Here is a 12,646-nt window from a genome sequence, read left to right as displayed (position 1 = left end):
GGTCACATCCCTGGGAGGAACTGGACGAGAAGGTCGATGAGCTTGATACCGACGAACGGTGCGATCACGCCACCGACGCCGTAGATCAGGATGTTGCGCATCAGCATCTGCTCGGCACGCACCGGGCGGTAGCGAACACCCTTGAGTGACAACGGGATCAGCGCAACGATGACGAGCGCGTTGAAGATGACCGCCGACAGGATCGCCGAGTTCGACGAATGCAGGTGCATGATGTTCAGCTTCGAGAGGCCCGGGTAACTCGTGACGAACATCGCCGGGATGATCGCGAAGTACTTCGCGAGGTCGTTGGCGATCGAGAACGTCGTGAGCGCTCCACGGGTGATCAGCAACTGCTTGCCGATACCGACGATGTCGATCAGTTTCGTCGGGTCGGAGTCGAGGTCGACCATGTTGCCGGCCTCCTTGGCTGCGGAGGTTCCGGTGTTCATGGCGACACCCACGTCGGCCTGTGCCAGCGCAGGGGCGTCGTTGGTCCCGTCACCGGTCATCGCAACGAGCCGGCCGCCCTCCTGCTCCTGTTTGATCAGGCGCATCTTGTCCTCGGGGGTGGCCTCGGCCAGGAAGTCGTCGACTCCCGCTTCGTCGGCGATCGCCTTCGCCGTCTTGGGGTTGTCACCGGTGATCATGACCGTCCGGATGCCCATCCGACGAAGCTCGCCGAAGCGTTCCACCATGCCGGGCTTGATGACGTCCTTGAGATGTATGACGCCGACCGCGTCGACGGGACCACCGGGACGACGTATGGCGACGACCAGTGGCGTGCCACCGCTCTCGCTGATGGTGTCGGCGATCTCCAGCGCCTGGTCGGCCCCTCGGCCGCCGGAGTCGCGCACCAGCTTTGCCACCGAGTTGGCGGCGCCCTTACGCAGTTCGGTGCCATCGGCCAGATCGAGGCCGCTCATCCGGGTCTGTGCCGTGAACGGCACCACCTCGGCATCCTTCGGTGACTCGGAGGTGTGACCGAGCTCCTTGGCCGTCCAGTCGACGATCGAGCGGCCTTCGGGTGTTTCGTCGGCGAGCGAGGACAGGTGGGCCAGCTCGTAGACCTCGGTCTTGTCGCCCTCGCCGACGACCACGATGTCGCTGGCCTGACGGTTACCCAGGGTGATGGTGCCCGTCTTGTCCAGCAGCAACGTCGACACGTCACCGGCGGCCTCGACCGCGCGCCCGGACATCGCCAGCACATTGCGCTGCACGAGGCGGTCCATACCGGCAATGCCGATCGCGGACAGCAGGGCGCCAATGGTGGTGGGGATCAGACAGACGAGCAGCGCCACCAACACGATGACGGACGGCTTGTGACCGTTGAACCCTGCGAGCGGAGGGATGGTGCCGACAGCCAGCAGGAAGACGATCGTCAGCACGATCAGCAGGATCCCGAGCGCGATCTCGTTGGGGGTCTTCTGCCGTTCGGCGCCCTCGACGAGCGCGATCATCCGGTCGATGAAGGTCTCACCGGGTTTGGAGGTGATCTGCACCACGATGCGGTCGGACAGCACGGTGGTGCCGCCGGTGACCGCGCATCGGTCACCACCGGCCTCTCGCACGACCGGTGCGGACTCACCGGTGATCGCCGACTCGTCGACGGTCGCGATGCCTTCGACGACGTCACCGTCACCGGGGATCACCTGGCCGGTTTCGACGACCACCCGGTCGTGCAGCTTCAAGTCGGCTGCGGCGATCTGCTCCTCGGAGCCGTCCTCCAGCAGCCGGCGTGCGGTGGTGGTCGTGCGGGTCTTGCGCAGTGTCTCCGCCTGTGCTTTGCCACGCCCTTCGGCGACAGCCTCGGCGAGGTTGGCGAACAGGATCGTCGCCCACAGCCAGATCGCCACGAGCCAGGCGAACCACGACGGGTGGACACATGCCTCGATCGTGGTCAGCAGCGCGCTGACCCAGACCACGAACATCACGGGGGTGCGCCACAGATGGCGCGGGTTGAACTTGCGCAGCGCATCGGGCATCGACTGCGCCGCCAGGGACATCAATGAGTTCATTTCTGGAAGGCCTCCGCGAGCGGGCCGAGCGCGATGGCGGGAAGGAACGTCAGCCCGGTCACCAGGACCGCGACGCCGACCATCAGTCCGGCAAACAGTGGTGTGTGGGTGGGCATGGTTCCGTCGCCTGCGGGACGTCGCTTCTGTTTCGCCAGGGCGCCGGCGAGAGCCAGAATCAGCATCATCGGCACGAATCGGCCGAAGAACATCGCTGCTGCCAGGGTGAGGTTCAGGTACGGCTGGTCGGCGGTTAGACCGGCGAACGCGGAGCCGTTGTTGTTGGCCGCCGAGGTGTAGGCGTACAGCATCTCCGATAGGCCGTGCGGCCCGGTGGCGAGCAGACCGGCCTTCGCGCTCTTGACGACCAGCGCCGCAGCTGTGCCGATCAGCACCAGCGCGGGTGTGACCACGGTGTAGAGCGACGCCAGCGTGATCTCTTTGCGGCCGATCGTCTTACCGAGCAGTTCGGGCGTGCGGCCGACCATGAGCCCGGCAATGAAGACCGTGAGGATCGCGATCACCAGCGCGCCATACATGCCGGAGCCGACACCGCCAGGACTGATCTCGCCCAGCGCCATGTTGACGATGGTGCCGCCGCCGCCGATCGGACTGTACGACTCGTGCCATGAGTTGACCGCTCCCGTCGAGGTCGCGGTGGTCGAGTTGGCGAACAGAGCCGACGCCCAGACGCCGAAGCGCACCTCCTTGCCCTCCATCGAACCGGTGGGGCTGTGTGAGGCGGCGACCTCGGCCCAGGTGATGACGGTGAGCATCATGGTCCACAGGAAGGCCATGAAGCCCACGACGGCCAGACCCTGGCGGTTGTCGCCGACCATGCGGCCGTAGGTGCGGGGCATCGAGAACGGGATCACCAGCAGTAGAAAGATCTCGAAGATGTTGGTGAATCCGTTCGGGTTCTCGAACGGATGCGCGGAGTTGGCGTTGAAGTAGCCGCCGCCGTTGGTGCCGAGTTCCTTGATGGCCTCCTGGCTGGCGACCAGGCCGTGCTCGATCACCTGGTGGTTGCCGGTGATCGTCGTGATGGTCTGCGAGGCCGAGATGTCCTGGATCACGCCGCCGGCGAGCAGGACGACGGCCGCGATGAAGGCGAGGGGGAGCAGGATCCGGAAGGTGCCGCGCACCAGATCCACCCAGAAGTTGCCGATCGTGCCGCTCTGGTTGCGCAACAGGCCCCGGATCAGCGCGATGGCCACCGCCAGACCGACGGCGGCGGAGACGAAGTTCTGGGTTGCCAGCCCGAGCGTCTGCACGAGCGCGGACACACCGGTCTCGCCGGAGTAGCTCTGCCAGTTGGTGTTGGTGACGAAGGAGACGGCGGTGTTGATCGCTGTGTGCCAGTCCATGGTTGCGCCACGCGCCAGTGGCAGATGCGACTGGAACTGCAGCATCGCCCACAGCACGACGATGGACACCACCGAGAAGGCACCCACCGACACGGCATACAGACTCCACCGCTGTTCGGAGCGGGGATTGATGCCGCAGAGACGGTAGACGAACCGTTCCGGCGCGAGATCCTTGTCGCTGGTGAAGACACGGGCCATGTAGTCGCCGAGCGGGACATACACCAGGGCGAGCGCAAGAACCAGGACGGCAATGGTCAGCAGTCCGCTGACGGTCTCGCTCATCAGAATTTGTCCGGGTAGATCAGGGCGTACACGAGGTACACCAGCAGGGCGAAGGCGATCACGCCCGCGACGATGTATTCAGCCATGCGCCCAGCCTCAGACCGGTATGGCGCGGCGCCTCGTGAATTGACGCGACCTTGAGGGGCGTTGACGTGATTTTTACGGCCTGCGATCCGATGGGCGGATACGCATGTCGTGACCGGGAGAAGGCGGAACCGGTTGTTACCGTTGAAAATCCGACGATGGGGCGTTCCGCCCTCCGACACAGGGTCGGACCCAACCGCGCAGCGGTGTCAGGCGTCTGCCGGGGTGGAACGGCCGAGCGGAAGCGAGTCGCGGCGACACGACGAGAGTTGAGAAGGGGGAATCGCAGTGCCCAAGCCGATCGGGGGCGTCAAGCACTACGTCCCAGGACTGGACGGACTACGAACGATCGCGGTCGCACTGGTGATCGCCTACCACCTGCACGTCCCGCACGCCGGTGGCGGGTTGCTCGGCGTGGGGATCTTCTTCACGCTCTCGGGATTCCTGATCACCTCCATTTTGTTATCCGGCGCGCAGCAGCGCGGCTGGGACCTGCGCAGCTTCTGGGTGCGGCGGGCTCGCCGGCTGCTGCCGGCGGTCGTCCTGCTGCTGATCGTCACGATGGTCGCGACGGTCATCCGACGGCCGGGGGAGACAGGCACCTGGGGCGTCGACGCGATCGCGGCCCTGTTCTATGTCGCCAACTGGCACACGATCCTGGCCGGTGATTCCTACTTCGCGCGGTTCAACACCGGCCCCTTCGACCACCTGTGGTCGCTGTCGGTGGAGGAGCAGTTCTACCTGGTCTGGCCGCTGCTGCTGATTGCGTTGTGGTTCGTGACCCGCCGTCATACCCGGGTCATGGCGGTGATCACAGCGCTGCTGGCCGCGGCCTCCTTCGTCGAACTGTCGATGCTGGCCAAGAGCGGCTTCGACACCACGCGCGCCTACGAGGGCACCGACACCCGGGTGGGCGGTCTGCTCGTCGGCGCCGCGCTCGCATTGTGGTTGCACGGCCGTCGCGAGCGGCTGCCCGAGCACCGGCGCGCGATCGACGTCGCCGGCGTGCTCGGGCTGGTCGTGATCGGTGTGCTGGTCAGTGAGACGACCGAATACGACCTGTCCACCTACCGTTTCGGGCTGCTGGCGTTGTCCGTCGCGACCGGCGCAGTGCTGCTCGCGATCAGCACGCCCGGCAGCATCCTCGGCCGCGTGCTCGCGCTACGACCGCTGACGTGGATCGGCGAGCGTTCGTACGGCATCTACCTGTGGCACCTGCCGATCCTGGTGTTCATGCCGACGAACGGCGTGTTGGCGAACGGTCTGGCCCACGGCGCCGCGGTCGTCATACTGACCGTGCTCATCTCGGCCCTGTCGTGGCGGTATGTCGAAGATCCGATCCGCACCCTCGGGCTGCGCGCAGCGCTGCGTCGACGTGGCACCACAGCGGTGGAGCCGATCCTGCCGCCCGAGGCGGTCATCGACGCCGACGCCACTGCTGTGCCGCTGCCCGGGCAGATCCCCGGCGCGGTCCGTCTGCCGGTGCGACCGCACCTGGCCGCCGTAACAGAGGCCGACGAGACAGCACCGCTGCCGGTGGCGACACCGGTCGCTGCGCCCGTCTCTGCCGCACCGGTCGCGGCCACCCCCGTCGACGTTGCACGTGCACGAGTGCTGTCGCGTCGGCTCAACGTGCGAGCCGGCAGCGCGATGGTCGGTGCACTGGCAGTGGCGGTCATGGTCGTGCCACAGGCCCTCCCACTGAATCTCATGGCGGCCAGCGACGCCGCGGCCGCTCCGGCGAGTCCCACCCCGACTTCTCCGGGGTCGGTGCCGACCGGCAGCGCCAAACCCTCCGGTGGCGGTTCACCCAGTTCCTCGGCCACCCCGTCGGTCGCGATCGGCGGTCCGGGCGTGCTGCAGTCGTCGTGCACCCACGTCGTGCATGTCGGCGACTCCACCTCCGACGGGCTGCTGGGCAACTCTTACATCCCCAACCCCGCGCAGCAGTACCCGCAGCAACTGCGCGACGTCGGCGTCACGTCATACACCCCGGAGATCTCCGGGGGGCGGTCCATCGTCGAGACCCTCGACGGCCACCCCAATGCGGCGACCGTCGTTCAGCAGCAGATCGCCGCGGGCTACCACGGCTGCTGGGTCTTCGCGCTGGGCACCAATGACACCGCCGACCAGGCTGTCGGCGGGAATGTCTCACTGCCGCAACGGATCTCACGCCTCATGCAACTCGTCGGCTCGGACGATGTGCTGTGGGTCAACGTGCGGGTGCACAACCCGAGCAATCCGGCGTACTCCGAGGCCAACATGCAGAAGTGGAACAACGCTCTGCTGGACGCGTGCAAGAAGTACCCCACGATGCGTGTCGCGAACTGGGCCGACCAGGTGCAGAACAAATGGTTCATCAGCGACGGCATCCACTTCACGACACCCGGCTACATCGCGCGTGCACACGACATCGCGCAGGCGCTCGCGGTGGCCTTCCCCAAGGGCGGCCACTCGCCGTCGCAGTGCCTCGTGCAGGGGGCTCCGACCCCGACGTCGTGACCGCGACGCCCGGGTCGGGCGCGCTCAGCCGTCGAGTTCGGCGATGGTGGCCACGCTCGGGCCACGGGTGGTCTGCAGGTCGCGTGCGACGGACTCGGCATCGCGCAGCACCCGCAGCACGTTGCCGCCGGCGACCTTGGCGAGGTCCTCGTCCGACCAGCCGAGGTCGGCCAGCGCGGCAAAGACCACCGGGTATGACGACACGTCCTCCAGCCCCAGCGGCAGCCCCGGCACGCCGTCGTAGTCGCCGCCCACACCGAGGTGGTCGATCCCGGCGACCTCGCGGATGTGGACGAAGTGCGCGATCACGTCGTCGAGCGTCGCGGTCGGCTCCGGGTGGCGCTGCGCCCAGGTGCGGGCGAACGCGGTGAACGCCACGTGGTCGGTCGGCACCACGCCGGCGTCGCGTGCGGCGTCCTGCGCTCGTGCCCGCCAGTCCGCGCACTCCTGCGAGACGAATGCCGGCACGAAGGTGGACATGACCACACCACCGCGGTCGCGCACCGTCTCGAGGACGTCGTCGGGTGCATTGCGTGGCGAGTCGCACACGGCCCGGGCGGAGGAGTGGCTGAAGATGACCGGCGCCTCCGAGGCCGCCAGGGCGGCGCGCATCGTGTCTGCCGAGACGTGCGACAGGTCGACCAGCATGCCGATGCGGTTCATCTCGCGCACCACCTCCACGCCGAACCGGGTCAGGCCGTCGTGCTCCGGGAGGTCCGTCGCCGAGTCCGCCCAGGGGTTGTTGTCGTTGTGGGTAAGGGTCATGTAGCGCACGCCCAGCACGTAGAGCATCCGCAGCGCCGCCAGAGAGCTGTCGATCGACTGACCGCCCTCGGCGCCGAGCAGGGAGGCGATGCGGCCGGAGGCGAAGACCGACTCCACCTCATCGGCGGTGCGCGCGAGGCCGAAGGCCTCCGGCCACCGGCCGACGAACTGGTGCACCGCGTCGATCTGTTCCAGCGTCTGGGTGAGGGCTTCGCTGCCCGGCTGGTTCGAGGGGACGAAAACCGACCAGAACTGCGCGCCGACGTGCCCGCGGCGCAGCCGCTCAATGTCAGTGTGCGTGCGGTCGGCGGTGCCGGCGGCCAGGTCGAGCTTGTCGAAGTCGTAGCCGACGAGTTCCCGTGCCGCCCAGGCCAGGTCGTTGTGGCCGTCGATGAGCGGATGCTCACCCAGCAGGGCGGTCACGCGGGCGAGGCTGGCGGCGGAAGGGGTCATCGACATACAGCACATCTCACCACCGGCGAGCCGGGCAGCGTGGTCTGGGTCGGCTGCATGCCGGTCCAATACAGTTGAGCGCATGACCTCCCCCCGCAGCGTTGCGCTGGTGACCCTTGGCTGCGCCCGCAACGAGGTCGATTCGGAGGAGCTCGCCGGCCGTCTTGCCGCCGAAGGCTGGACCCTCGTCGACGACGCGGCGCAAGCCGATGTCGCGGTCATCAACACGTGTGGCTTCGTCGAGCAGGCCAAGAAGGACTCCATCGACGCGCTGCTGGAGGCCAACGACCTCAAGGAGCACGGCCGCACGCAGGCGGTCGTCGCGGTCGGCTGCCTGGCCGAGAGGTATGGCGAGCAGCTCGCCGCCCAGCTGCCCGAGGCCGACGCGGTGCTCGGATTCGACTCGTACACCGACATGTCCGCGCAGCTCACGGCCGTGCTCAACGGCCACGCACCGACATCCCACACGCCGGGGGACCGGCGCAAGCTGCTGCCGCTGTCGCCGGTGCAGCGCCAGGACGCCGCGGGTGCGATCCCGGGGCACGGTGATGTGCGTGAACCCGCCGATGTGGCCGTCGAGTCGCCGGTCGCGGCGCCGCGAGTGATCCGTGCGCGGCTGGACGGTCGGCCGTGGGCACCGCTGAAGATCGCCTCCGGGTGTGACCGGCGGTGCGCATTCTGCGCGATCCCGATGTTCCGCGGTGCCTTCGTCTCCCGCCGCCCGTCGGATGTGCTGGCCGAGGCGCGCTGGCTGGGGCAGCACGACGTGCGCGAGATCTTCCTGGTGAGCGAGAACTCCACGTCGTACGGCAAGGATCTCGGTGACCTGCGGCTGCTCGACACGATGCTGCCGGAACTTGCTGCGGTTGAAGGCATTTCGCGGGTTCGCGTGTCCTACCTGCAGCCTGCTGAGATCCGGCCCGACCTGCTGGACGTTATGACCTCCACGCCCGGGGTCGTCCCGTATTTCGACATCTCGTTCCAGCATGCGAGCGGGCCGTTGCTGCGCCGGATGCGCCGGTTCGGTGACCGCGAGTCCTTCCTCACGCTGTTGCAGGAGGTGCGGCGACGGTCGCCGTACGCGGGCGTCCGCAGCAATGTCATCGTCGGATTCCCCGGTGAGACCGACGCCGACCTCGAGCAGCTCGAGTCCTTCCTGACCGAGGCCCGCCTCGACGTGGTCGGGGTGTTCGGCTACTCCGACGAGGACGGCACCGAGGCCGAGACGTATGACGCAAAGCTTCCCGAGGCCGAGGTGGCCGACCGGCTAGCGCACTTGCAGCGACTGGTCGAGGAGCTCAACCTGCAACGCGCCACCGAACGCATCGGCGAGACCCTCGAGGTGCTCGTCGAATCCGTCGGTGACGCAGACGAATTCGACGACTTCGGCGACGCTGACGAGGCTGAGCCGGAGGTCCGCGGGCGCGCCGGCCAGCAGGGCCCGGATGTCGACGGCGAGACGATCTTGTCGCTGCGCCCGGGCGCTCCGCTGCCTGCGGTCGGCGACATCGTGACCGCACGCGTCGTCGACACCCACGGCATCGACCTGATCGCGGAGCCGGTGTGAGCGCAGCCGACCGCCGCGAGAACAGGCCGACCGCGCGGGAGGAGCTCGAACGTCGGCGCGCGGAGTTCGAGCGACGACGGGCCGCGGGCGAGCCGCTCATCGAGCCGGTGCCGGACCCCGCCTCGACCCCGAGCACCGGTGTCAGCAACTGGAACATTGCCAACGCCCTGACCATGTTCCGCGTCGTGCTCGTGCCGGTCTTCGGCTGGTTGTTGCTGACGCACGGCGGCCACGACACCGGCTACCGGCTGGCGGCAGTGGCTGTCTTCGCGATCGCCTCGATCACCGACCGCATCGACGGCGACCTGGCGCGATCGCGTGGCCTGGTGACCGACTTCGGCAAGATGATGGACCCGATCGCGGACAAGGCGCTCATGGGCATGGCGCTGGTCGGGCTCTCGGTGATCGGCCGGCTGCCGTGGTGGGTGACGGTCGTGATCCTCGTGCGCGAGGTCGGCATCACCCTGCTGCGCCTGTCGGTGATCCGGCACGGTGTGCTGCCCGCCAGTCGCGGCGGCAAACTCAAGACTCTGCTGCAGGCCATCGCGATCGGCTTCTTCCTGCTGCCGATGAGCGGCGTGTGGGATGTCATCGCGTGGATCGTGATGGCGGCCGCGGTGGTGGTCACAGTGGTGACCGGCGTCGACTACGTCTTCCGCGCGATGTCGCTGCGGCGCAACAGCGAGCGCTCCCGGTTGCGGCGCGAGCGGCGCGCCGCCGGACGGTGACGTTCGCGGCGGGAGTATGACAGCGGTATGACGCAGCGACCGGATCACGACACCACCGCCCCCGTTGCACACGACGACGACCGCGAACTCATCGCACTGCTGGCGCGGCACGGGTGCACGATCGCTGCCGCCGAGTCGCTGACCGGCGGTCTGGTGACCGCTGCCCTGACCGCTGTCCCCGGCGCGAGCGCGGTGGTGCGTGGGGGCGTTGCGACATACGCGACGGACACCAAGGCGAGGGTGCTGGGTGTGGATGATCTGCTGTTGCGCAGTGGGGGACCGGTGCAGGCGGAGGTGGCCCGGCAGATGGCGCACGGCGTGCGCCGGCTGATGGGTGCGACGCATGGAATCGCGACGACGGGTGTGGCCGGACCGGCCGAGCAGGACGGCGCGCCGGTGGGACGGGTCTTCATCGCGACCGGGTGGGATGACGCGCCAGGCGTACCGGTCGACGAGGTGCGCATCCTCTCTTTGAGCGGCGACCGCGATCAGATTCGCGCAGCCACGGTGCGGGCGGTGCTCGAACTGCTCAGACAGTGCGTCGAACGCCGATGAGCGCTGGGATTAACGGACGCCTCGCGCGAGTTGTCGATGGTGCATCGGCGTCGCCCGCCCGGGCTGCGTCAGGGCATCCGGCTAAGGTGGTGCCCACCAGATCGAAGACCTGTCCGCCAGCTCAGCACAAGGAGGCGCCCATGATCCTGCTCCGCCGTGAGTTGGGCGACGTGCTGCGCGAGGCGCGCCAGGTGCAGGGTCGGACGCTGCGCGATGTCGCGTCCAGCGCCCAGGTGTCGTTGGGCTACTTGTCCGAGATCGAGCGCGGTGAGAAGGAAGCCTCCTCGGAGTTGCTCGCCTCGGTGTGCAGCGCGCTCGGGTTGCCGCTGTCGGAGACCATGCTGCAGGTGTCCGAGCGGATCGCCGTGGCCGAGGCGGTCACCGCACCCGTGCCGCTGCCTGTCGGTCCCGTTGCGCCGGTCGTTTCCGCAGCCTGAGTTCATTCTCGGCAATGTGCCGAGGCGTCGCGAATCCTGATATCTATCAGGTGATTTCGGCTGCGCGATGAGACTGTGTCGCCCGTTGCAGGCCACGCGAACGTCCTAGGTTCCATGGACCTGGCGAATCGTAAAAGCCCGTGAACCTGGCGAGTAGCGCTGGCATGATCACGTCCGTGAGTTTGAAAACGCCCGACCTTCGCACCGAACGACTGCATCTTCGGCCCTTCCGCGAATCCGACGGAGAAGAGCTGTTCTCGTTGATGACCGACCGTGATGTCTTGCGGTACTGGGACGAGCCGGCGTGGAGCAATCAGGAGCGGGCTACGCGTTTCATCGACAAGTGCCATGCGATGAGCGCCGACGACGTCGGCGTTCGGGTGGTCGTCGAGCGACTCGATGACGGTGCCTTTCTCGGGTGGTGCAGTGTGAGTCGCTGGAATCCCGACTTCCGCAGCGCTGCCGTCGGTTTCTGCTTCGCGAAGCCGTCGTGGGGCCACGGATACGCGACGGAGGTCGTTCTGGCGATGCTGGACTGGGCCTTCGACGCCCTCGACCTCAACAGAGTTCAAGCCGAGCTCGACACCCGCAACCTCGCGTGCGCCCGGGTCCTCGAAAAGTCAGGTTTTGTCCGAGAAGGTCGTCTGCGGCAGGACTGCATCGTCGACGGAGACGTGTCGGACTCCTGGATCTACGGACTGATCGCCAGCGACCGCACCCGCTTCATCGCCGACTGTTGAGACATCCGTTTCTTCGGTGTCATCAGCTGCAACGTGGTTGCTGAATCACGGGCAATACTGCAGCAATTTCCTTCCGCTGTAGATGTTTTGTCCCGTGTAAGAAATCGTCAAGGGAACGAGAATCGTGGTGGTATCAAGTTGCGTCGGCATGGCGCCGTAGGCGATGTTCTCCTGCAGCTTTCCCTTGAGGACGATGCGAGATCGATCGGCCAGCGTCACCGCGATCTGCGGATTTCTGTCGTCGTCTCCGATATACGCCTGAATACTCAGCGCACTCGCGGATGTCTGGGCGTCGATGCATCTCAACTGGAGTGTCTTCGTGACCCAGTACGCCCCCACGGGATGAAGCAGCCCTTCTGGCCCGGCTTGGAGGCGGCCGCCCTGGAAGCACCAGAAGACGTAGCAAGCGGCCACGATGACGGCCGTTGCGATTGCTGTCCGTTTCCTCCGCCCCATGCCTGCATCCAAACGGGCTGCGCGGTCGCGTGCGTCAGAGGCGACACGATCGTGATCGATTTGTGGTTCTTCGCCACGTGACCGGTGCGGCGATCGCTTCTCCGATCTCAGGCGTTGATCGCCGGGAAGAGCCGCTGAACAGCTTTCTTGATCGCGTCGCGACGCGCAGCCCTGAACGCGGTGCGCTGCTGATCGTTGATCGAACTGCCGGGGTCGATGGGCGACGTCGCGAGCTGACTGACGAAGACGAGGATGTCGATCGGATCCCAACTGGCATCAAGGACGCCATCGGTCTGGGCCCGGCGTAGTTGCTCGATCTTGTTGACAACGACAACGTCGACGGCGTCATCGACGCTGGCAGGGCCTGAGGGAAGTTCCAGCTGACCCCACTTCATCAGCCGAAGTCGTTCTGGGTGTTCTGTGATGTGATCGTGGACGCGGACGGCGTAGCCCGGCAGGTCTGCTGGGTCCAGCGGCACGGCCTCGGACATGGCAATGAGCTCCCGCCCGGCGATGAACCGGTAGAGCTTGTCCTTGCTACCGAAGTGCGCATAGACGCGCTCCTTGCTGGTGCGAGCTGCCTTGGCGATCCGTTCGACCCTGGCTCCAGCAATGCCGTGCTGCGCGAACTCGGCCGTCGCGGCCGCGACGATCCGGTCACGGGTCGAATCTGCTCCTGACATGACTGAAGGATACGA

General features: G+C 67.0%; 12 protein-coding genes. 6 read left to right on the top strand and 6 right to left on the bottom strand.

Going from position 1 to position 12,646, the window contains the following annotated elements:
- Window positions 1-2: 2 nt before the first annotated feature.
- The 3 genes from kdpB to kdpF are packed head-to-tail and all read right to left on the bottom strand — an operon-like array spanning window position 3 to window position 3,747.
- The gene (gene kdpB / locus BKA23_RS10755) at window positions 3-2,015 is read right to left on the bottom strand and encodes a potassium-transporting ATPase subunit KdpB (protein WP_145227877.1); all 2,013 of its coding nucleotides are present in this window, start codon (window positions 2,013-2,015) and stop codon (window positions 3-5) included.
- Window positions 2,012-3,661, bottom strand: coding sequence for a potassium-transporting ATPase subunit KdpA (kdpA, locus tag BKA23_RS10750; RefSeq protein WP_145227875.1), 1,650 nt, complete (start codon window positions 3,659-3,661; stop codon window positions 2,012-2,014). Before kdpA ends, kdpB begins: the two co-directional genes overlap by 4 nt.
- Window positions 3,661-3,747 (bottom strand): K(+)-transporting ATPase subunit F, encoded by an 87-nt coding sequence (gene kdpF / locus BKA23_RS18240; RefSeq protein WP_145228469.1) that lies wholly within the window; start codon window positions 3,745-3,747, stop codon window positions 3,661-3,663. The genes kdpA and kdpF overlap by 1 nt, the downstream gene beginning before the upstream one ends.
- A 286-nt stretch (window positions 3,748-4,033) precedes the next feature.
- Here kdpF and BKA23_RS10740 point away from each other — a divergent pair, with 286 nt between their 5' ends.
- Complete coding sequence (locus tag BKA23_RS10740; RefSeq protein ID WP_170226462.1) at window positions 4,034-6,247, top strand: acyltransferase family protein; 2,214 nt, start codon at window positions 4,034-4,036, stop codon at window positions 6,245-6,247.
- Between the two features lie 24 nt (window positions 6,248-6,271).
- Here the strand turns inward: BKA23_RS10740 and BKA23_RS10735 are convergent, their stop codons facing one another.
- On the bottom strand, window positions 6,272-7,471 hold the full coding sequence (locus BKA23_RS10735) for a dipeptidase (protein WP_246104612.1): 1,200 nt from the start codon (window positions 7,469-7,471) through the stop codon (window positions 6,272-6,274).
- Window positions 7,472-7,547: 76 nt separating this feature from the next.
- Between BKA23_RS10735 and BKA23_RS10730 the strand changes: the two genes are divergently transcribed.
- The 5 genes from BKA23_RS10730 (at window position 7,548) to BKA23_RS10710 (ending at window position 11,492) form a co-directional block, all read left to right on the top strand.
- Entirely contained in the window at window positions 7,548-9,032 is a 1,485-nt protein-coding gene (locus BKA23_RS10730) for a MiaB/RimO family radical SAM methylthiotransferase (protein ID WP_145227871.1), read from the top strand.
- Entirely contained in the window at window positions 9,029-9,760 is a 732-nt protein-coding gene (pgsA, locus tag BKA23_RS10725) for a CDP-diacylglycerol--glycerol-3-phosphate 3-phosphatidyltransferase (RefSeq protein ID WP_145227869.1), read from the top strand. The genes BKA23_RS10730 and pgsA overlap by 4 nt, the downstream gene beginning before the upstream one ends.
- Window positions 9,761-9,787: 27 nt before the next feature.
- Window positions 9,788-10,315, top strand: coding sequence for a CinA family protein (locus BKA23_RS10720; RefSeq protein ID WP_145227867.1), 528 nt, complete (start codon window positions 9,788-9,790; stop codon window positions 10,313-10,315).
- 140 nt (window positions 10,316-10,455) lie between these two features.
- Window positions 10,456-10,752 (top strand): helix-turn-helix domain-containing protein, encoded by a 297-nt coding sequence (locus BKA23_RS10715; protein ID WP_145227865.1) that lies wholly within the window; start codon window positions 10,456-10,458, stop codon window positions 10,750-10,752.
- Window positions 10,753-10,928: 176 nt separating this feature from the next.
- Window positions 10,929-11,492 carry a GNAT family N-acetyltransferase gene (locus BKA23_RS10710; RefSeq protein WP_246104573.1) on the top strand — a complete coding sequence of 188 codons (564 nt, stop codon included), beginning with the start codon at window positions 10,929-10,931 and terminating at the stop codon, window positions 11,490-11,492.
- A 45-nt stretch (window positions 11,493-11,537) separates the two neighbouring features.
- On the opposite strand, the gene BKA23_RS10705 is transcribed toward BKA23_RS10710, so the two are convergent.
- A complete protein-coding gene (locus tag BKA23_RS10705; RefSeq protein ID WP_145227861.1) occupies window positions 11,538-11,906 on the bottom strand; it encodes a hypothetical protein in 369 nt (122 codons plus the stop codon).
- Window positions 11,907-12,055: 149 nt separating this feature from the next.
- Entirely contained in the window at window positions 12,056-12,631 is a 576-nt protein-coding gene (locus BKA23_RS10700) for a TetR/AcrR family transcriptional regulator (protein ID WP_145227859.1), read from the bottom strand.
- Window positions 12,632-12,646: the final 15 nt, after the last annotated feature.

Origin of the sequence: Rudaeicoccus suwonensis (genome assembly GCF_007829035.1) — a bacterium.
Taxonomy (GTDB): Bacteria; Actinomycetota; Actinomycetes; order Actinomycetales; family Dermatophilaceae; genus Rudaeicoccus; species Rudaeicoccus suwonensis.
The sequence above is the reverse complement of the archived record's forward strand: the minus strand, read 5'-3'. Positions and strand labels throughout refer to the sequence as shown.